This window comes from Paenibacillus shunpengii (assembly GCF_042684905.1).
Lineage (GTDB): Bacteria > Bacillota > Bacilli > Paenibacillales > Paenibacillaceae > Paenibacillus > Paenibacillus shunpengii.
The window spans coordinates 2,539,094-2,558,246 of sequence record NZ_JBHUMJ010000002.1 but is presented as its reverse complement, the minus strand read 5'-3'; the positions used below and the strand labels follow the sequence as shown (position 1 = coordinate 2,558,246).

Genomic DNA, 19,153 nt, shown 5'->3' with positions numbered 1-19,153 from the left:
TCTTTCACTGCTTACAGGCTGTGCTTTCATAGACGAGGCCGCTTGCCAACGCTCTTAAAGCATTTCGCGTACAGGAATTCTAGATGAAGAAATCGAAAAAGATGAGAAGGAAATGAAAGAATAGATTCATAGAAAGCAGGGATGTAATGAGCACACTTCGTATCGATGCCCATCAGCATTTTATTGATTATGCAACTGTTGATTATCCATGGATTGATGATCGTCATGGGGCATTAAAAAGGCCGTTTATGCCAGCGGACTTAAAGCCTCTTCTCGATTCCATGTCATTTAACGGTTCAATCGCCGTTCAAGCTAGACAATCACTTCATGAAACCGAGTGGCTTCTCTCGCTTGCGGATGAATTCGACTTCGTTTACGGTGTGGTCGGCTGGGTCGATCTATGTTCGCCTGCGGTGTCGGCGCAATTGGAGAGTTTCGGTGCTCATCCCAAGCTGAAGGGAATCAGACATGTGATTCAGGATGAGCCTGATGATCGCTTTATGCTGCGGGATGATTTTCTTCACGGACTTAGTCTCTTGGGCAGGTACGGATTAACTTATGATCTGCTTCTATTTGAGCGGCATCTTCCGAATGCGTCAATATTAACGCAAATGTTCCCAGAACAGAAGTTCGTCTTGGATCATTTGGCAAAACCTAGGATCATGGAGGGGCAGCTGGACTCATGGAGAAGCGGTATACAGGAACTCGCCAAATCACCAAATGTGTATTGCAAGCTGTCTGGAATGGTAACCGAAGCAGACTGGGCAAATTGGAGGGAAGAGGATTTTGTCCCTTACCTGGATACCGTCTTTGAAGCCTTTGGTCCGGATCGGTTGATGATTGGCTCCGATTGGCCCGTTTGCACGGTGAGCCGGGATTACAGAGCAGTGATGAACGTAGTCATCACATATATTAATCAGCTTCCAACAGAGATTCAAGACCGTATTCTGGGCGGAAATTGTGCACGATTCTATAACATCGATGAAATGTAAAGCCGAGTTAGAAGCTGCAAACATCATTTAACACAAAAAGGTAGAACTCATCTCCTGAACTCCATATACTTAACATGAACGACTTGTCCGTACAGGCCTGTAAATAAGCAATGAATCTAATGACAATCAGGGAGTGTGACCAATGAATACGACGATGCCTATCATTATCGCACACAGGGGAGCAGCAGGAGTTGCACCGGAAAATACACTGGCTTCTTTCGAGCTTGCTCTTACGCAAGGCTGTAATGCATTTGAACTGGACATTCATCTCTCCAAGGATGAGGAGATCATAGTCATTCATGATTACACCATTGACCGTACAACAGATGGTACGGGAGCGGTTCAGGATATGACCTTGGATGAACTGAGAAGCTACGATGCCGGGAGCTGGTATGATGCACAGTATCAAGGGCAGAAGATTCCCACGCTCAGAGAAGTTTTCGAATTAGCTCCCAAGGATTTGATGATTAACGTTGAAATTAAAGGCGGACTGGAAGCGGGAATCGAGCAGAAGCTGGTAAACCTCCTGCGGGAATATGACCGGACAGAACAGGTCGTCGTTTCTTCCTTCCACTTTGGTGCTTTGCAGAAGCTACAAGCTCTGGATTCTTCAATTAAGCTCGGACTTCTGTACCATCAGGATTTTCAGCATCCTGAATATTTACCAGATGCAGTAGGCGTGAGTACGTATTCCCTTCATCCTTACTATAAGCAGCTTACAGATAACCAGCTAAATGCGGCTCTGGAAAAAGGACTTGAGGTGTATCCTTGGACGGTAAATGAGGCAGCAGATATGAAACGTATGGTAGAGCTTCGAGTAAGTGGAATCATTACAGATTACCCGGAGAGATTACAGCAAGTATTGGGTGAGCTTCAAGCGAGTCTGAAGTAGACTAGTATAAAGAATTCATCAGACCTGTGCGAATGGCATTGCCTATATAAATACGATAAAACAGTGCTTGGATGAAGACATGCCTATCGTCCAGACAAGCACTGTTTTTTTTGCGGATTCAAGTTGATATTCATATCATCCGTCGGTACTCAAGTGGAGTGCAGCCTGTCTTCTGCTTGAATAGGGCATTGAAATAGGACACATCCTGATAGCCTACAGCGGCTGCGATGTTACTGACTTTTTGCGAGGTCGTACGAAGCAGACGTCCTGCCGCATGGATTCTTACATTTTGCAGATAATCGGTCATGTTCATCCCCATATGGCGTTTAAATACCCGGTGAAACTGCCGCTCGCTGAGCCCCATTTTACGCGCCATCTCCTGTACGGTGATTCGATAGCCATATCCTTCATGCAGCTCACTCAGTACAGCTTCCAGATGGATGGAATTCTCATCTTCTCTAAGATCATCTGCCGTTTCCATCCGGTTGATCAGCAGGAGCAGTTGTAAGATGCCGCTGTAGAGTGCTAGTTCTCTTCCAAGCCTGTGGACTTGGTATTCTCGGTGTAATTGCTGGAATAAAGTTAGTAGTTCTCCATATTTATCACTGTACTGGCGATATTCATGCATTGTCAGCAGAGGATTCAGCACATCACTACCAGGAATGGGAGCCACGGTCTGTCTAAACTCAGCCAGCGCCAGTACGCAATTGTAGACAATAAGCGGCTGTCCCTTAGTTATGCCGTGAGGTCTGAAGACATGAGACGTGCCTTGAGGCAGTAAAAAGAGATCCCCTTGCTTAACCGGCAGGGTAATACCGCTCAGGATATGTGTACCGCTGCCTTCAGCAACATAGCTGATCTCAAAGAAGTCATGCTGATGCTCGGATAGCTCATATGATTCTACACTGCGATTGAGATATAACGGTAAACCCTGTGAAAATAAGGATTCGCCTCGTATCATATCTATTCTCCGTTTGGCACTAATCATATCACCTGTCTCCTTATGTATCGTCTCTTCCTAAATAATGTCCGATTAGCCAGCATGATTTGTCTGATTACACCATATAAAGCGCTATCAATCATCGTAGAATGAAAGAGAGGAAAACACAAGGGAAGATATTCGACGAAGGAAGGCAGGAGAGGTTGATGAATCCACAAGCAGCACTTTCAGTGAGCCAAGTCACCTGTGAATATCGTGAGGAATTACTCGGGAGCAATCAGTTCGTCCCCCGATTTGGATGGAAATTGAATTCGAAGGAAAGAGGAATCAAGCAGCAGGCGTATCATCTTGTTGTCTCAGATCTGCCTGACTTCAGCTTATATCTATGGGATACCGGAAGAATTGAATCCGATCAATCCATTCATATTGAATATGGCGGTCCCGCTCTACAGTCCAGAACACGCTACTATTACCGAGTTAAGGTGTGGGATCAGCAGGGCAATTGTTCAGAATGGAGCAGTACAGGATGGTGGGAGACCGCATTCCTTAGTTCTAATGAATGGCAGGCAGAATGGATTATGCCGAAGCAGCTGCCCGTTGTCCAGCAGGCTCAGGAATGGCCCGATTCTCCACCTGTTTCGCTGCTCCGAACAACGTTCCAGCTGAAGCAGAATATCGTATCTGCCCGAGTGTATGCTACGGCAGCAGGCTTGTACGACTTGCATTTGAATGGAGAACGCGTCGGGGAGGAGCTGCTTGCCCCAGGATGGACCAGTTATCATCACCGGCATCAATACCAAACGTACGATGTAACCCGTTATCTGCATGCAGGCGGCAATGGTATTGGTATTCAAGCAGCAGACGGCTGGTATTCAGGGCGTATCTCCTGGGAGAAGGGATTTCGCAGCGCTTATGGAGAACACCGTGCAGTGCTGCTGGAGCTGCATGTGCAATATGCAGATGGCACTGAAGAGGTTGTAGTCACGGATACGACATGGAAGGCATCCGAAGGGCCTATTCGCTACACTAGTATATATGATGGTGAAATTTATGATGCGAGACTTGAACAGGCAGGATGGAGTGAGTATGAATATGATGACAGCGGATGGGAGGGTGTTTCTCGATCGGATATGCCTTATCATCCGCTGACTGCACAAGAGAACTGGCCAGTGAAGGTAACGGAAACGATTCATCCTATATCGGTACTGCATACCCCCCGTGGTGAAACGGTGCTCGATATGGGACAGAACATGGTTGGGCGAGTCCGAATAAAGATGAATCTGGATGAAGGAACGAAGATTACGCTATATCATGCGGAAGTACTGGATCGGGAAGGGAATTTTTATACCGGGAATCTGCGAAGTGCGAAGCAGTTAGTCGAATATACCACACGGGGGAATGGTGAAGACAACTATGCACCGGCCTTTACCTTCATGGGATTCAGATATATTCGTATTGCAGGACTCGAGAAGCTTGATGATTCGGTTATCATAAAGGGCTTCACGGGGGAAGTCATGCATTCTGATATGGTTCAGACCGGGCAATTCGACTGCTCTGACGAGCGGGTGAATCGGCTTCAGCAAAATATCGTTTGGGGACAACGCGGCAACTTTGTAGATATTCCAACCGATTGTCCGCAGCGGGATGAACGTCTTGGATGGACGGGCGATGCTCAGGTATTTATACGTACAGCAGCATTTAATTATCAGGTGGCTCCCTTCTTCGCCAAATGGCTGCGAGATCTGGCGGCTGATCAGAGAGAAGACGGAAGTGTACCCTTTACGATTCCGAACATCTTGAAATGGAATAAAGATACATCGGCAGCTTGGGGGGATGCGGCGGTCATATGTCCCTGGACACAGTATCAATGCTACGGAGACATCAGACTGTTATCCGAGCAGTATGACAGCATGAAAGCTTGGGTGAACTATATTCGAGGCGAAGGTGAATATGAATATTTATGGAACACAGGTCACCATTTCGGTGACTGGCTTGCCCTTGATGCGAAGGAGAACAGCTATGTGGGGGCAACACCACTCGATCTGATTGCTACATCCTTCTATGCATATTCTGTTGATTTTGTAAGAAATGCAGCTGTTGTTCTGGGCAGATCCGAAGATGTGAAAAAATACAGTGATTTGCTGTATCAGGTACGGAGAGCTTATCTGAATGAATTTGTCACTCCAGCAGGTCGTCTGGCTGCTCCTATGCAGACTGCACATGTGCTTGCTCTGATGTTCGGTCTTGTAGAAGGAGACGCGAGAAGAAGAACAGCAAGTGAGCTTAATCGAATGGTCGTGCAGAACGGCTATCATTTAACGACAGGATTTGTAGGTACTCCTTATTTGTGCATTGTCTTGTCTGAAAATGGCTATCATGAGACAGCAGTCAAATTACTGCTGCAGGACAGTTATCCATCATGGCTGTATTCGATTACACAAGGGGCTACAACGATATGGGAGCATTGGGATGGTATCAAGTCTGATGGATCTTTTTGGAGTGATGATATGAACTCCTATAATCATTATGCCTACGGTGCAATCGGGGACTGGATGTATCGATATCTTGCAGGTCTTGATATGGAGGATTCGGATATCGCTTATAAAAAGATTCGCATACATCCAAGATTTGCAGCGGGACAGCTTAAGCATGCTTCAGCTAAGCTGGATTCTCCTTACGGAAGGATTGAATCCTCATGGCTAGAAGATAAGGGACTTAGAACGGTACAAATTCAGATCCCTGTAAATACAGAAGCTAAGATTATTCTGGAGGGAGCGAATCTCGATCAGCTATTGGAAAGTGGTCATCCCGTAAAGGATGTGGAAGGAATCATTGATATAAGCCGCACAGCTGAAGCAGTAGTGCTTAGAGCAGGCTCAGGAGAGTATGTGTTCAGCTATAAATATTCATAATTACAAATATACGAAAAGAAAAAGAACGTATAAGCCTACTATTCGTCAGTAGGCTTATACGTCTTATGAGAATGATGAAGCGCGGAATAGCTGCGTCGATATGCGGATGAGAGCCATATACCCCGCGCTTCCTGCTTATCGCTTTTTTGTTTTCTGTTCCTCATCCGGCGCCTCCAGTATATCTTCGGTCAGGTTGGCTTTGGTTATAGAACCGGATTGATCAAGCAGGTCAAAAGGCTTATGGTTCTCGTCTGATTCAGGAATCGGTTCCACGCCAGCTCCGCGATCGGTTTTATCGTGAGTCATCAGAATCACCCTTTCCATTCTCGACTTAGTATGCACGCTGTTCAGCGTAAATATGTACGTCATTACCTCGGTTTCGGATCGATGAAACATTCGGAGCAGTCAGATGGACAAGTTGCCCCGAATGGAATTTGTATAATCATCGTAGTTATGCCTTATTCTGACTTACAATCTCAAGCAGCTGTTCAGACATATACTCTGGGCTGAAGGTAAGGCCACCATTAATCCATTCAATAATAATCCCGAAGATAGCATAAGCAATGTAGCTGGCTTGGATGTCAGGATTGATCTTCGTATGTGGTCCGTGCTCAGCTATGCTCTCCAGAGATAGATCCTTCAGTACATTGCATATACGATTCTGGAAACCGGATAACTTGTCTGATTTAACGATCAGAATATAGAAATCGGCGAATTTATATACATGATCAAACACCTTAACAGCAGCAGAGGTCAATTTGCTGATATCCAGCACTTCGACATGCATATAAGGATCACGATAGGATTCAATCAGATCGGAAATTACATCATCTAATATTTCCTCTAAGATATCTTCTTTATATTGATAATGCTTGTAGAAGGTGCCGCGGTTAAGATTAGCGATACGAACCAAGTCAGTGATCGAAATCTCTTTGAACTCTTTTTCTTTCATCAGTTGAATGAGTGCATCCTTTAATGCCTGCTTGGATTTAACGATTCTACGATCTATGGAATCATGTATATCCGTCATTCTCGAAGTCCTCCTTTTGAGGTATAGATTGTGTTAATAGACATTCAGCAGTTTAATTGTATGTTAGTATACAAAACGCTGTTTTTTTGCTGATTGAATAATTGTTTGCTCATTCATTATAATATAAAAGTGAACACTTAATGAACAATTGTTCGTTATTTTATTAATGTAAACGTATACGATAATATAGGAGGTTATACAAAATGAGACTTCAAAACAAAGTGGCTGTTATTACAGGTGCAGCTTCCGGTATGGGTAAAGAAACGGCGATTCTGTATGCTCAAGAAGGAGCGAAGGTTGTCGTGTCCGATTTGAATCTAGAAGGTGCAAATGCAACTGTTGAAACGATTAAAGCTGCGGGCGGAGAGGCATTTGCAATTAAGACCAACGTCGCTTCTCTCGAAGATATTAATACGCTGATTGATACAACAGTTGAGAAATACGGTACGGTTGATGTTCTGGTGAACAATGCAGGGATTATGGACAACTTTGAACCCGCTGGTGAGATTGAAGATGAGAAATGGGAGCGTATCTTCGCTATCAATACTACGAGCGTAATGCGTGCAACACGTAAAGTGCTTCCGATCTTCATGGAGAAGCAAAGCGGTGTAATTATCAACATTGCATCAGCTGGAGGACTTCAAGGTGCTCGTGCAGGTGCATCTTATACAGCATCTAAGCATGCTGTTGTTGGCTTCACCAAAAATACAGGCTTCATGTACGCCAAAGAAGGAATCAGATGTGTGGCCATTGCTCCAGGCGGAGTAGAAACGAACATCAGCGCTTCCATGACTGGCGTTAGTCAATATGGCATGGGCCGCTCCCAAGCAGGACTGGCTATCAATCCACGTATTGGTAAACCCGCTGAGATTGCACAGGTTGCATTGTTCCTCGCATCCGACGAAGCTAGCTTCGTGAACGGAACGGTTATTAGTGCAGATGCTGGTTGGATGGCATACTAAGATCGTTAAGTACTAGTAGAATTAATAAGGCCCGCTGTTTGTCAGCGGGCTTTTTTCTTATGGGGAAAGGTCTTATATCAAATACATCAATTTAATAAAGATAGATTGGAATACAAGCAGCCTCGGCTCTAACTTAATCTACTATAAGGAGACGTGAATTAAAAAGGAGGATCCTACCCTAGTGAAGTGGACAGATATTAAAGGGCACTATGACGTAGCATATAGTCTTGGTCACAATTGTCTGGCTGCAAGTCAGTTGAATCACAGCCGAATTCGTACAATGGCAGGCGTCATCGACTGGATGATTACACCTCAGCTGTCAGGTGTAACGGAGCTGCTTCGTAATCGCTTCAAATATATGATGCAGCCTGAGAATATGACTGTAATCGGTGTTAATCCACTGGCAGAGTGCTATATTGTGAGAGATGCTGCATATGATATATACTCACATCATGATTTTCCACTGGTATCGAACACTCCACATCATTTAGCCAGCTATTCCATATTACAAGATAAGATAGAGCGTAGATCCGCGCGATTTTTGAATAGAATGATCCTTAACAAGAAAACTTTGTTTTTGCGTACAGAGGCTACACGGCATGAAACGGCGGAGCTGATTGATGTTTTGCAAAAGATGACAGCAGGTGAATTCAGGCTCTTGGTAGTTAACCATGCTTCTGTTCAAAATGTGGTAGAAATCGATTGGGAGCTCCCCAACGTTTGCACCCTGCTGATCCCTCAAGTCGATAATATGTTTGAAGACAACCATAGCATCTGGCGGTACATCCTTCAGGATATATATGCGACGCAATATTAACAACTTACTCCCTCGTTATACAGCACAATGCTGTTGCTCCTCAAGCTGTTACGTACATCAATAATTCTCTGATTACGGCTTCCCCGATAGAGTAGACTTACGTCCTTCTGCTCCTCTATAAACCTCCCATCGATAAGAATGTCACACAGAAGCAGGAGCTGTTTACGTTTCTTGTTGGCAAGCAGTGCTTCAAAGGTAAAGCCAGAATAAGCCCAAATCGTTTTGTCAGGACATTTCGCTTTAAAATGCTCGACAAATTGAATACATTCCTCTGCCGAGAAGAATGGATCTCCGCCGCATAGAGTCAAACCATCTACAAGGGGATTATGTTTAACATCTTGAATGATGCGTTTCTGTTCTGCATCTGTAAATGGAGTACCTGCATCAAAATTCCATGAGTCCTTATTAAAACAGCCTGGGCAGGCATGCCGGCACCCACTGATAAACACGACGGCTCGCAGTCCTGCCCCTTCATTAACGGATTCAGGGATATACCCGCATATATTCATTGATGCTTCACCCGGTCTCGTACTTCGGCTTGCTTCGCTTCGTTAAATCGGAGTGTATAATCACCGGTCAAATATCCTGTAACCCTCCGCAGCCGGCTGAAATGCACTTGCTCTTCAGTCACACCACAAGAGGGACACGTCGTTCCGATGACCCCTTCATACCCGCAATCAGGACAACGGTCAATCGGGTGATTAACAGAGAAATAGCCCATATTCTGTGTGAGCGCATATTGAATGATTTTGCGTAAAGCGATTTGATTATGGCGAACATTTCCATCCAGCTCTACATAGGAGATCGCACCAGCATTGCACAATTCGTGAAATGGAGCCTCAAGCTCTATCTTTCGGGCACTGCTAATGGAGTAATAGACGGGCACGTGAAAGGAATTCGTATAATACTCCCGATCCGTGACTTCAGGTATCCGTCCATATTGTTCTCTATCCATCTGTGTGAATTTACCGGATAATCCCTCTGCCGGAGTGGCGAAGAGCGTAATATTAAGGTTATACTCTTCGCTTTTGCGATCACAGAATGCCCGCATCGTTTCTATAATTTTCAGTCCTTCGTTATAGGCGAGCTCACTCTCTCCATGATGCTGTCCGAGAAGGGCCTTGAGGCATTCAGCCAGCCCAATGAATCCGATGGAAAGTGTTCCATGCTTCAGGAGATTGCCAACGGGCTCGTCAGGATGAAGCTGATCTCCACCTTCCCAGACGCCTTCTCTCATCATGAAGTCCGAAGCTTTAGCAGGCTGTATAGATTGAAGTGAGTATCGATGGAGCAAACCCGAGAGCGCAGTCTCCATGGAGTAATGCAGATTTTTATAAAAACCGTTCAGATTGGCAGCTTGTCGTTGATGCAGAATAATACCTTGCTCGATGCCAAGTTTGACTAAATTGACCGTATTAAAGGAGAGATTGCCCTTGCCAGACAGTCTGTTTCTGCCGAAGCGATCTGCAATCGTTCTCGTTCTGCAGCCCATCGTGGCCATGATCGTATCTGGTTCTCCTTCCCGATAGTAAGGGAGGTTGAAAGAAGCATCGATATTTATAAAATTCGGGTACAGCCTGCGGCTGGTGCAGTCTACGGCCTTTAAAAACAAGTCATAGTTTGGATCGCCTTCCCGCTGATTTACACCTTGCTTGCACTGAAAAATATGCTGCGGAAACACAGGTGTTTCCCCATGACCCAAGCCTGAGATCGCTGCATCGAGAAGAGAGTGGGATACGAGTCTCCCCTCCGGTGAGGTGCACATTCCGTAATTCAATGATGTGAAAGGGATCTGACCACCAGCGCGACTGCTCATGGTATTCAAATTATGGATCAGCGATTCGGCAGCTTGTCTTGTTTCTGTGATGGTTTCATCATGAGCAAACGTGAAGGATTTGGGCGATAGAGTCCGGGCCTTCTCGCTCGCAAAGTGAATATCCACATCTTCAATCTCTCCTGTTTCTTCAAACAATTGCTGGCCTTTGCGGTAATGCTTGATGAATGAGCGATTGACATATGGTGCCAGGTCCCAGTCGATCTTGCTGGCGGATACACCGCCGAACTGGCTGTTTTGTTGAGATTGAAAAATAATGGCGACCAGTGCCATGGCTGACATAATCGATCTTGGTGTTCTTACAGAGCCATTCCCCGTATTAAATCCTCGTTCTAGCAGGCGGTCAAACGGAATAAATATACAATTTGTGGTGCCCAGTGCATATTGGTCCAGATCGTGAACATAAATATATCCTTGTTCAACTGCTCGTGCGACATAAGGGGGGAGAACATGCTTTAATGCGTATTCCTTGGATGCTTCAGAACCAATCTTGCTCATCTTCCCGCTGAAAGAGTCCCCGTTCAAGTTCGCATTCTCGCGAAGCACATCCTGTTCTTTTGAGTCTATAATCCGTTTTATGATATCGGTGAGGTCATCTGATTTCTTTTTCACCGTCATTGCAGCTTCAATTTGTGCCATTTTGCTCCTCCTTTGAAATTTGAATATATGAAATGAGGTAGACATACATACAATATGTAGGTGTTTATAATTATCATAATCACTATATATAGGAAAGGGTATGAAAAATATCACAGTGGCTTGCTGCTGTTTATGACATATACTTGCCTTAAAGCAGGATGGTAGAAAATGATTTAAGACATAAACCACCGATACAAAGCTGGGGAACCATGCTATGTTTGGATTGCGTATTTTCTTGAACGAATAAAACAAAGATGGAGGAGGATGGGAGTGGAAGCAAATATGCAGGCAGGAATATCAGCGAGCGGAGAGGATAAAAAGATACCGAAGGTCGGCCAATTACTTGCCGTCCTGCTGTCAGGGGCATTTGTCGCCATACTTAATGAGACACTGCTGAACGTTGCGCTGGTTCAAATTATGGGAGATCTCAGCATTGATCCGCATTTGGCGCAGTGGTTGTCAACTAGCTACATGCTCGTGATCGGCGTATTGATTCCGGTGTCTGCTTACCTGGTTCAACGCTTTACGACGAGACAGCTGTATTTATCCGCTATGATTCTTTTCTTAACAGGTACATTAATCGCCGGCTTCAGCGCAAACTTCGCAATATTGATATCAGGACGCGTTGTGCAGGCCATTGGTACGGCAGTGCTTATTCCCTTAATGACCAACATTATTCTGGCTGTCATACCGATTGAACGAAGAGGCGCTGCAATGGGACTGGTGGGGCTTGTACTTATGTTTGCACCTGCAATCGGACCTACCTTATCTGGTTTTATACTTCAATTTTTATCTTGGAGATGGCTGTTTTTCTTGGTTGCTCCGATTGTATTGATGACCATCCTATTCGGATATTGGAGACTGAAGAACGTTACACGGACTTCCAGACCGAAACTGGATGTCATCTCGATTATACTGTCAACCATTGGCTTTGGTGGATTGGTATTTGGCTTCGGAAGCCTTGGAGAAGGCGGCGGTGAGGGGGCAGTCAGCAGTTACGTTTACTATGTGCTTGGTGCAGGTGCAATCTCCTTGATTCTCTTCGTATTGCGTCAGATAAGATTGAAGACACCAGTCATGGATATGCGGGTATTTCGTAATTCCATGTTCACTATTGCGGTTGTGTTATCCATCATTGTGACGATGACGATGTTCGCCATGATGCTGGTATTACCTATATATCTGCAGCAGGTTCTTCTCTACAGTACGCTAACAACAGGACTTGTCATGTTGCCAGGAGGTCTTCTTAACGGACTGATGTCTCCCGTGATGGGCCGCCTATTCGACAAGTATGGACCAAGGGTGTTGTTAATTCCAGGGATCAGCATGCTCATCTTGACGATTATTGGCTTTATGCAAACCGAGCTTCTTCAATCGCCATGGATCGTAATGGGACTGCAAACCGTGCTGATGATTTCAATCGCGATGATTATGATGCCTTCCCAAACGAACGGGCTCAATGCCCTGCCTACCGAGCTATATCCTCACGGAACCGCAGTGCTGAGTACATTGCAGCAGACATCTGGTGCGCTTGGAGCGGCTGTGTTCATATCCATCATGCAATCCGGTCAGAACAAAGCACTTGCAGGGATAGCAAACCCAGGTCAGGCAGAGCAGGCTGCCGCGATGACAGCTGGAGTGCAGGATGCATTTATGATCGGGCTCATTCTTGCCTGTGCCGGGTTTGTAATTGCTTTGTTCGTGAACAGAGTTAATACAGACGGAGGTTCCCACGAAACGCCTGAACATAAGGAAGAAGTGAAGGAACTGGCCGCGAATCCGGCCGTAGAATAGTGCAGTAGAGCGACAGAACAACAGAGCAACAAAACAGAAGGAACCAGTTATTTAGTTGCAAAATAGGTAGAGTTTAGAAAAAAGGAGCAGCCGCGCATCATTAAATGCGCGGTTTTTTTCTGCAGTTTGGGTCTGTAAAGTTAATAATTATGGTAATATATAGTCTTGCAGAAAAACACAAACTGAAATGGAAAGGAAGTAAGGATTGCTTAAATTTACATCACACAAGAAATCGGTATGGAAATGGACCTTCTTTTTCTTGCTGCTCCTGCTTAGCTGGGTATGGAATCTGGCTTATTACAACAGCATGCAGCTGGATAAACCGTTATTTCCTAAGCAGTATATGACTGCCATTAATCATCTTACGGAGATCAAGGTTTATTATTTGGAGAATAAGGATCAGGGGAAGAAAGTAAGCCAAATTCATATTAAAGAGCTGCCTCATACCGCAATCGGAAGTCCAACAACCCAAATAGAATATGATTACCAGAATCTTAAACGGTTTTATATTGATCTCAGACCGGAAGAGAATACGAAGATAGATACAGAACAGGACAAGGACATCGTCATTCGGGAGATTGAGGTGTATTATGATGATGGTTCTACAGAGACAGTTCCGATTGGAGAGATCGTTGTTCGGCCTTATCCTGAGAAAGGATATGTTACGGATATGGGTTCAAGCGGTGCATCCTCAGATGGAAGCGGTCATGATTACCTGAGAGTGGTCACTAAAGCTTGGCTGACGAAGGTAGAGATGACCCATACGGAAGAGCTCTCTTCACTCATTGATTATACACTGTACGGTAAGCCGGCAGATCAGGTTACTTATCCGAAGGAAGTGGTCCCTGACGATCGCATCACCTTAAGATATCAGTGGAAGCTCCCTGAGGATCCTAGTGAGTTCATGATCTACGAAGCGTTGGCGTTAATGCATTTTAATACACCCGAAGATAAAGAAATTGTAGATTTCAGCTTTATGATCAATAATCTAAGTTATTCCGAAGAACAGATCCGGTCCATTGTACAGGAGGTGAACTAATGTCTCCATCCATACGAAGCACGGTGGCACCCCTTCGCAAAATGGGATGGGGATTTCTATTTGTACTCATTGATTTAAACTTGGGTCCTATTGATATCCTGCCTGATTTTGTAGGTTTTATCTTGATATACTTCGGCTTAAGCCGGCTCGGTGAGCGTTTCAAAGATTTTAGCCGAGCTAAAGGATTCAGCCTTATTTTATTATTCATGTCCATAGCCGGTATATTTGTTCCGCCAGTCGATTATAACAGCTTTGCTTCTATTCCTCTGTATGTTCATATATTTGCGGAATTACTTAGTCTGCTTACGCTGTTCCTGCTTGTCTTTATATTTAGAGGACTCACAGTAATCGGAGAATCCGGTGTGTTTCATAATGTGAAGATTCAGGAAGTGATCAGTCTCAGAAAAAATGGATTACTTGGTCTACATGCCCTTCTTATGATCATGTATCCCTTGGCATTTAATATGGACGACACGATATTAACGGTTATATTCATATTTACTATCATTCAGATTGTATTCTATCTTCTGTTCATAGCTCTGCTGTTCCGGATGGCCAAAACCATGGAGAAGTGGAGCGAATCTGTCAGCAGATAGACTGCTCGTTGATTCATGACTGAGCTTCTAGAGATTGGTTTAAAATAACGATATAACTGTAGGAAGGAGGGGAAGCATATGGCAAGGGAAGTCTATTCCGTTCCCTATGGATATGAACCCCAGGAGGACGAGATCAAAGGAACTTTGATCTATTATGATGATTTTGACGGGGTGGAGGACAAGGAGCTCGCAAACGCATTAGAATTAACAGAAGCGAAAAAATTTAAGAAGCTGGTTCTCTATCCCCTTCACGATGCTACCATTAAGCGCATGCTGAAGCACAGTACACAGCCCTTCTATAAGAGAGAGGACCGGCTGCATGACTGGAAGCGTGACCAGTCAAATGAAAGGCTCATTATGGTTGAGGGATGGGAGGGCAAGCGGAAGAAATATACACCGATGGAGGCTGCTTTACGGCATCTGACAGAGTACTATCCAGCACCTCATTTCGTATATATCTCGCCTTTGTATGCGAACTTGTTCGCTTCTTACTCCTTCTTTGAAGAATGGATAAAGAGGATCCGATTAATTATAAATGATAAGCCGAGAGAGCTTCATCCGAGCCTAATGAAGTACGAGAATCGTTGGGAGATTATCACAGGCCGAGATGAGAACAAATCACATTGATCCCAAACCGTTTCCTTGAATAAAGGAGCGGTTTTTTTATTGTTATTGGCAACCATTAGGTTCACTCAACACCTGAAAAATTCATACTAAGATTATAAATATTTTCTCTAGTCCATACCAATTTACGCGATCTTGTAGATGTACCTATATCAGAAATATAGATAAAGAGAGAAATTCAAATCCAGAATAATCCTTTAACAATAATTATATAATAAATTAAAGTAAAAATTTATTGTGAAACGATAAATAATATGCTAAATTCAATAAGAAATTTATTTTGGTGAGGTGTTTGTATGAAACAAGGTTCAACATTATTTCTAAAAGCAGCTGTTTTTCTTATCGGAATCCCGGTGCTTGTGCTCTGTATTGTTGGTCTGCCTTGGTTACTGAGTAACCCAGCGAATCCAGAATTTGCGTATATGCTGTATCCGATTGTAATCATGCTGTATGTGTCTGTGATCCCTTTCTTTATAGGGCTCTTTCAGGCGTTTCGGCTTCTAAGCTACATTGACAAGAATAAGGCGTTCTCTGTAATCTCAGTTAAAGCTTTAAAAACGATTAAAACCTGTGCATTCTCGATAAGTATCCTGTATGTTATCATCCTTCCGTTCATTTTTCTATTGGCTGAGAAAGACGACGCACCTGGCCTAATTATTATAGGCATGGTATTGATCTTTGCTCCTCTGGTGGTAGCCGTATTCGCCGCTGTTCTCCAGAAGCTGATGCAGGAAGCGATTGATATTAAATCAGAAAATGACCTAATCATCTGAGGTGGAATAATATGGCCATAATTATAAATATTGATGTCATGCTGGCGAAGAGAAAAATGAGTGTTACTGAGCTCTCCGAGCGAATCGGGATCACGATGGCGAATCTTTCTATACTGAAGAATGGAAAAGCCAAAGCCATTCGGTTAACAACGCTGGAGGCGATATGTAAAGCATTAGACTGCCAGCCAGGAGATATTTTGGAATATCGAATGGATGATGATTCAGCAGAAGTAGAGCTCTGATTAAAATGACATCTATTAGTACATCATTTCAGCCGATCCTTTAACCAACCCTGTGAAGTAAGTAAGAAGACTTACGGAAGGGTAAGCGTTGACCAGGTCGGCTGATTTTTGTTAGGGATAAGAAGTTGCGTCAGTTTACATAATATCTAATATGTGTGACTTTATAATGTTATGGTGCCTAAGCTTATTCCTAACTTGATTCAATGTTATTTCTAGATTGATTTATTGACCAACAGAATATCCTTTCTTAAAATGGTTTAATTAGGTTGTATCTTCAAACTTTTAAAGAAATGAAAGAAGGCGGACTGATGAACTGGAAACGGATCGCTCTAGCGGGTGTGATTACGACGCTATTATCTACTGTCCACGGATTTCCCCACCACGAGGCATCAGCAGCAGAAAATAAAACGATACAAGTGAATATTGATGACGAACAAGTAAGACTGACAGCTTCTTCTTATCTTGAGCGGGGTACGGTAATGGTTCCAATCACGATGCTTCACAAGCTGTCGAAAGCACAGATCCAGTGGAATAATGCGAGCAAGACAGTTACTGTGCAGATGAACGGACAATCCTTTGTTCTTAATCCGGGTGTAGCGAAGGTTTCATATGCTGGTAAGTTGTACAATTTAAAAGAAAAGGTTCAATTAATCAATCATCGCGTAATGGTGCCTGCGTCATTTCTCAGTGAAATCTCAGATTCATCTATGCGATTTGATAAAATGGACCAAATTTTATATCTCACCACAAACCGATATTACACCATGACCGCTCCTCAGCATGGAGAAATTCAATTACAAGCGGCACAGGTGAATAAGTATGATTATGTAAAGGGAATGAACCTTATCATTAATGGAGAGTCTCATCCTTTTACGAGTTGGGAAGGCATGTGGAACTGGAGCTATAAGCCTGATATTTATGTGGAGGACCTTACGAATGACGGACGAGAAGAGCTTGCAGTCATTAATACACTCGGATATGGAACAGGACTCATGGAGAAGGATGTCCACATTGTAAATCTGCACAATCACAAGGAAATTCCGATTGAATCCTTCGAGGATATTATCAAAGAACAGATTGATTCCACTATTACAACGCAGGATGGGAAAGTTACTGTGTCTCTGAAGATAAAAGAACAAGAGGAAATCAAGCACGTACTTGAGGAATATACAGGGAATCCTCCGGATTATTTCTATTCTGAGCTTGGCTTCGGAGCCATTGTCTATTATTTTATCGATAATGGACAGCTTAGTGCACGTCTCGGGGCTTCGGCAAGCACCGTTACTTTCTCGGGAGATGTGATCATTGATTACAAATATGAGGGCGGTCGTTTCCTAGCAGACAAAGTGAGTTATACGTCTTATCAGAAATAAAGCCATCACATCATGTGTATATAGCCCATCTGGTATCAACTTTTTAATATGGGAATAATTACAATTGATGTGTGAAAAATTCATGATAAAGACAGGATTTGTTTTCGAACGTTTTTCGGAATTGTGTTATGATGAATGACGGAGAGATTTTTATCTAAATATAAATAAATACAAATGAATGTTTGGTTATTGGAGGAGATTCGATGTTTAAATGGTTAAAAGGTAAATCTGCTGAAAAAATGGATGTACTTGAGATTTCAGCCCCGCTGACAGGAACCGTAGTTCCACTTGCGAATGTTCCTGATGAAGCGTTCGCTTCGAAGGCAATGGGTGAGGGAGTAGCGATCGAGCCGACAGAAGGCAAGGTTGTAGCTCCTTTTGATGGCAAAGTCGCTCATTTGATTGAGAAGAGCAAGCACGCTGTTATTCTTGAGCATGCAACAGGAGTACAAGTACTTATTCACATCGGTGTTAACACCGTTTCTATGAAAGGTGAAGGCTTCAAGGCTCATGTCAGCACAGGGGATGAAGTAAAAGCAGGTCAGCTTCTGATCGAATTTGACATCGCAGCCATTCAAGCAGCAGGATACCCGGTGGTTACGCCTGTATTGATCCCGGCTGGCATTGATGCAGTGAAAAGTGTGGAGCCGAACGAATCCGCTGGCAGCGTAAGTGCGCAGTCCGGCAGTGTGATTAAAGTTCATCTAAATTAGGTTGAACAAGGACCTCATTTCTTACATCACATAAGAGATGAGGTCCCTTTTTCATGCAGGATCACTGTTTCTTAACCGCAGAAATGAGCATAAACATAGGTCTTCTCAGCTCTTCTTCGTATGCTGGGCTCGACCTTAACATCTCAGGTGTTGGCTTCAGCTCGGATAATCGAGTCAACTGAAAGCCTGCAGACAAGAGTTCATTTACATAGGTGGAAACTGTACGATGGTATTTCATCACCGTATGACCTAGAAAATCAGCTTCACGGATACCCTCAAGGTGGTAGTTGTCAACAGGCCAGTGTAATTTAGTGCCCTCGGTATCATAATAGAAATCTTGGGCTGCTAGTGCTGTAAACATCGGATGCTCCACAGAGAAAACAAAATGACCATCAGGCGTCAGTATTTGATGTACTTTATGACATAGTTGTTTAAAGTCTTCAATATAGTGGATTGCCAGCGAGCTGATTACGACCTCGAATGATTCATCGCTCACACTCAGATCTTCAATTGCCGCTCTTCTATATTCTATATGCTGATGATCAGTCAGAGCTCTGGCACGTTCCAGCATTTTCGCTGATATATCCATTCCAAGTACATATGTAGCACCTTGTTCCTCAGCATAGCGACAGTGCCAGCCATAACCACAGCCTAGATCAAGGACGGATTTGTCCTTAAGGTGTGGGATCATTCGTCTCAGCTCGGGCCATTCCCCAGCTGCCTCCAATCCGCCGGTCGAGCGGGGCATACGGCTGTATTCGTTGAAAAAGGTCGATTCATCATACTTATTTTGCTTCATAACAGAAGGCTCCTTCTCTAGTCATCTCCCTATTCATACTCTACGGACTTAAGGTCAAAGATTCTAGACTATAGACTAATTATAATCATTTATTACCTTGAGAAGCAGTCTATCCAATATGAAAAACCGCAGCTTCACCCCGTATGACGGGTTATGAAAGTGCGGTTTATTGTCCGTTGTGG

The 19,153-nt window shown here is 43.9% G+C and carries 19 protein-coding genes; 13 read left to right on the top strand and 6 right to left on the bottom strand.

Going from position 1 to position 19,153, the window contains the following annotated elements; translation table 11 throughout:
• Positions 1-146 precede the first annotated feature (146 nt).
• Positions 147-992: an amidohydrolase family protein gene (locus ACFSVM_RS11945; RefSeq protein ID WP_379262310.1), complete on the top strand. Its 846-nt coding sequence runs from the start codon at positions 147-149 to the stop codon at positions 990-992.
• Between the two features lie 142 nt (positions 993-1,134).
• A complete protein-coding gene (locus tag ACFSVM_RS11940; protein ID WP_379262308.1) occupies positions 1,135-1,884 on the top strand; it encodes a glycerophosphodiester phosphodiesterase in 750 nt (249 codons plus the stop codon).
• Between the two features lie 130 nt (positions 1,885-2,014).
• Here ACFSVM_RS11940 and ACFSVM_RS11935 read toward each other — a convergent pair whose 3' ends face one another.
• On the bottom strand, positions 2,015-2,872 hold the full coding sequence (locus ACFSVM_RS11935) for a helix-turn-helix transcriptional regulator (RefSeq protein WP_076313736.1): 858 nt from the start codon (positions 2,870-2,872) through the stop codon (positions 2,015-2,017).
• Positions 2,873-3,030: 158 nt separating this feature from the next.
• On the opposite strand from ACFSVM_RS11935, the gene ACFSVM_RS11930 reads away from it, so the two are divergent.
• Complete coding sequence (locus ACFSVM_RS11930; RefSeq protein ID WP_379262305.1) at positions 3,031-5,736, top strand: family 78 glycoside hydrolase catalytic domain; 2,706 nt, start codon at positions 3,031-3,033, stop codon at positions 5,734-5,736.
• Positions 5,737-5,871: 135 nt separating this feature from the next.
• On the opposite strand, the gene ACFSVM_RS11925 is transcribed toward ACFSVM_RS11930, so the two are convergent.
• Positions 5,872-6,042, bottom strand: coding sequence for a hypothetical protein (locus ACFSVM_RS11925; protein WP_177178693.1), 171 nt, complete (start codon positions 6,040-6,042; stop codon positions 5,872-5,874).
• A gap of 145 nt (positions 6,043-6,187) precedes the next feature.
• Positions 6,188-6,766, bottom strand: coding sequence for a TetR/AcrR family transcriptional regulator (locus ACFSVM_RS11920; RefSeq protein ID WP_076313738.1), 579 nt, complete (start codon positions 6,764-6,766; stop codon positions 6,188-6,190).
• A gap of 203 nt (positions 6,767-6,969) precedes the next feature.
• On the opposite strand from ACFSVM_RS11920, the gene ACFSVM_RS11915 reads away from it, so the two are divergent.
• Entirely contained in the window at positions 6,970-7,728 is a 759-nt protein-coding gene (locus tag ACFSVM_RS11915; protein ID WP_379262303.1) for an SDR family oxidoreductase, read from the top strand.
• A 181-nt stretch (positions 7,729-7,909) separates the two neighbouring features.
• A complete protein-coding gene (locus ACFSVM_RS11910) occupies positions 7,910-8,545 on the top strand; it encodes a DUF1796 family putative cysteine peptidase (protein WP_379262301.1) in 636 nt (211 codons plus the stop codon).
• Here ACFSVM_RS11910 and nrdG read toward each other — a convergent pair.
• Together nrdG and ACFSVM_RS11900 are read right to left on the bottom strand one after the other, a co-directional pair.
• Complete coding sequence (gene nrdG / locus ACFSVM_RS11905; RefSeq protein WP_076313741.1) at positions 8,542-9,054, bottom strand: anaerobic ribonucleoside-triphosphate reductase activating protein; 513 nt, start codon at positions 9,052-9,054, stop codon at positions 8,542-8,544. The two genes, ACFSVM_RS11910 and nrdG, sit on opposite strands and share 4 nt — an antisense overlap.
• A complete protein-coding gene (locus ACFSVM_RS11900) occupies positions 9,051-11,018 on the bottom strand; it encodes an anaerobic ribonucleoside triphosphate reductase (RefSeq protein WP_379262299.1) in 1,968 nt (655 codons plus the stop codon). Before ACFSVM_RS11900 ends, nrdG begins: the two co-directional genes overlap by 4 nt.
• Positions 11,019-11,288: 270 nt before the next feature.
• Between ACFSVM_RS11900 and ACFSVM_RS11895 the strand changes: the two genes are divergently transcribed.
• The 8 genes from ACFSVM_RS11895 (at position 11,289) to ACFSVM_RS11860 (ending at position 18,172) form a co-directional block, all read left to right on the top strand.
• Positions 11,289-12,812: an MDR family MFS transporter gene (locus ACFSVM_RS11895; protein WP_379262297.1), complete on the top strand. Its 1,524-nt coding sequence runs from the start codon at positions 11,289-11,291 to the stop codon at positions 12,810-12,812.
• A 205-nt stretch (positions 12,813-13,017) separates the two neighbouring features.
• Entirely contained in the window at positions 13,018-13,851 is an 834-nt protein-coding gene (locus ACFSVM_RS11890) for a hypothetical protein (RefSeq protein WP_379262295.1), read from the top strand.
• Positions 13,851-14,447 (top strand): hypothetical protein, encoded by a 597-nt coding sequence (locus tag ACFSVM_RS11885; RefSeq protein ID WP_379262293.1) that lies wholly within the window; start codon positions 13,851-13,853, stop codon positions 14,445-14,447. The genes ACFSVM_RS11890 and ACFSVM_RS11885 overlap by 1 nt, the downstream gene beginning before the upstream one ends.
• 78 nt (positions 14,448-14,525) lie before the next feature.
• Positions 14,526-15,074 carry a hypothetical protein gene (locus ACFSVM_RS11880; RefSeq protein ID WP_379262291.1) on the top strand — a complete coding sequence of 183 codons (549 nt, stop codon included), beginning with the start codon at positions 14,526-14,528 and terminating at the stop codon, positions 15,072-15,074.
• Between the two features lie 293 nt (positions 15,075-15,367).
• A complete protein-coding gene (locus ACFSVM_RS11875) occupies positions 15,368-15,844 on the top strand; it encodes a DUF2975 domain-containing protein (protein WP_076313746.1) in 477 nt (158 codons plus the stop codon).
• Positions 15,845-15,855: 11 nt separating this feature from the next.
• Positions 15,856-16,086, top strand: a complete 231-nt coding sequence (locus ACFSVM_RS11870; RefSeq protein WP_076313747.1) for a helix-turn-helix domain-containing protein — start codon at positions 15,856-15,858, stop codon at positions 16,084-16,086.
• Between the two features lie 308 nt (positions 16,087-16,394).
• Positions 16,395-17,459 (top strand): stalk domain-containing protein, encoded by a 1,065-nt coding sequence (locus ACFSVM_RS11865; protein ID WP_379262289.1) that lies wholly within the window; start codon positions 16,395-16,397, stop codon positions 17,457-17,459.
• Between the two features lie 203 nt (positions 17,460-17,662).
• Complete coding sequence (locus tag ACFSVM_RS11860) at positions 17,663-18,172, top strand: PTS sugar transporter subunit IIA (protein ID WP_076313749.1); 510 nt, start codon at positions 17,663-17,665, stop codon at positions 18,170-18,172.
• Positions 18,173-18,233: 61 nt separating this feature from the next.
• On the opposite strand, the gene ACFSVM_RS11855 is transcribed toward ACFSVM_RS11860, so the two are convergent.
• Positions 18,234-18,971, bottom strand: a complete 738-nt coding sequence (locus ACFSVM_RS11855) for a class I SAM-dependent methyltransferase (RefSeq protein WP_379262287.1) — start codon at positions 18,969-18,971, stop codon at positions 18,234-18,236.
• Positions 18,972-19,153: the final 182 nt, after the last annotated feature.

Coding starts and splice junctions, on each gene's coding strand:
- ACFSVM_RS11875 (WP_076313746.1), top strand. CDS start 15,368: ATGAAACAAGGTTCAACATTATTTCTAAAAGCAGCTGTTTTTCTTATC.
- ACFSVM_RS11865 (WP_379262289.1), top strand. CDS start 16,395: ATGAACTGGAAACGGATCGCTCTAGCGGGTGTGATTACGACGCTATTA.
- ACFSVM_RS11945 (WP_379262310.1), top strand. CDS start 147: ATGAGCACACTTCGTATCGATGCCCATCAGCATTTTATTGATTATGCA.
- ACFSVM_RS11880 (WP_379262291.1), top strand. CDS start 14,526: ATGGCAAGGGAAGTCTATTCCGTTCCCTATGGATATGAACCCCAGGAG.
- ACFSVM_RS11860 (WP_076313749.1), top strand. CDS start 17,663: ATGTTTAAATGGTTAAAAGGTAAATCTGCTGAAAAAATGGATGTACTT.
- ACFSVM_RS11930 (WP_379262305.1), top strand. CDS start 3,031: ATGAATCCACAAGCAGCACTTTCAGTGAGCCAAGTCACCTGTGAATAT.
- ACFSVM_RS11915 (WP_379262303.1), top strand. CDS start 6,970: ATGAGACTTCAAAACAAAGTGGCTGTTATTACAGGTGCAGCTTCCGGT.
- nrdG (WP_076313741.1), bottom strand. CDS start 9,054: ATGAATATATGCGGGTATATCCCTGAATCCGTTAATGAAGGGGCAGGA.
- ACFSVM_RS11920 (WP_076313738.1), bottom strand. CDS start 6,766: ATGACGGATATACATGATTCCATAGATCGTAGAATCGTTAAATCCAAG.
- ACFSVM_RS11925 (WP_177178693.1), bottom strand. CDS start 6,042: ATGACTCACGATAAAACCGATCGCGGAGCTGGCGTGGAACCGATTCCT.
- ACFSVM_RS11900 (WP_379262299.1), bottom strand. CDS start 11,018: ATGGCACAAATTGAAGCTGCAATGACGGTGAAAAAGAAATCAGATGAC.
- ACFSVM_RS11855 (WP_379262287.1), bottom strand. CDS start 18,971: ATGAAGCAAAATAAGTATGATGAATCGACCTTTTTCAACGAATACAGC.
- ACFSVM_RS11940 (WP_379262308.1), top strand. CDS start 1,135: ATGAATACGACGATGCCTATCATTATCGCACACAGGGGAGCAGCAGGA.
- ACFSVM_RS11870 (WP_076313747.1), top strand. CDS start 15,856: ATGGCCATAATTATAAATATTGATGTCATGCTGGCGAAGAGAAAAATG.
- ACFSVM_RS11885 (WP_379262293.1), top strand. CDS start 13,851: ATGTCTCCATCCATACGAAGCACGGTGGCACCCCTTCGCAAAATGGGA.
- ACFSVM_RS11935 (WP_076313736.1), bottom strand. CDS start 2,872: ATGATTAGTGCCAAACGGAGAATAGATATGATACGAGGCGAATCCTTA.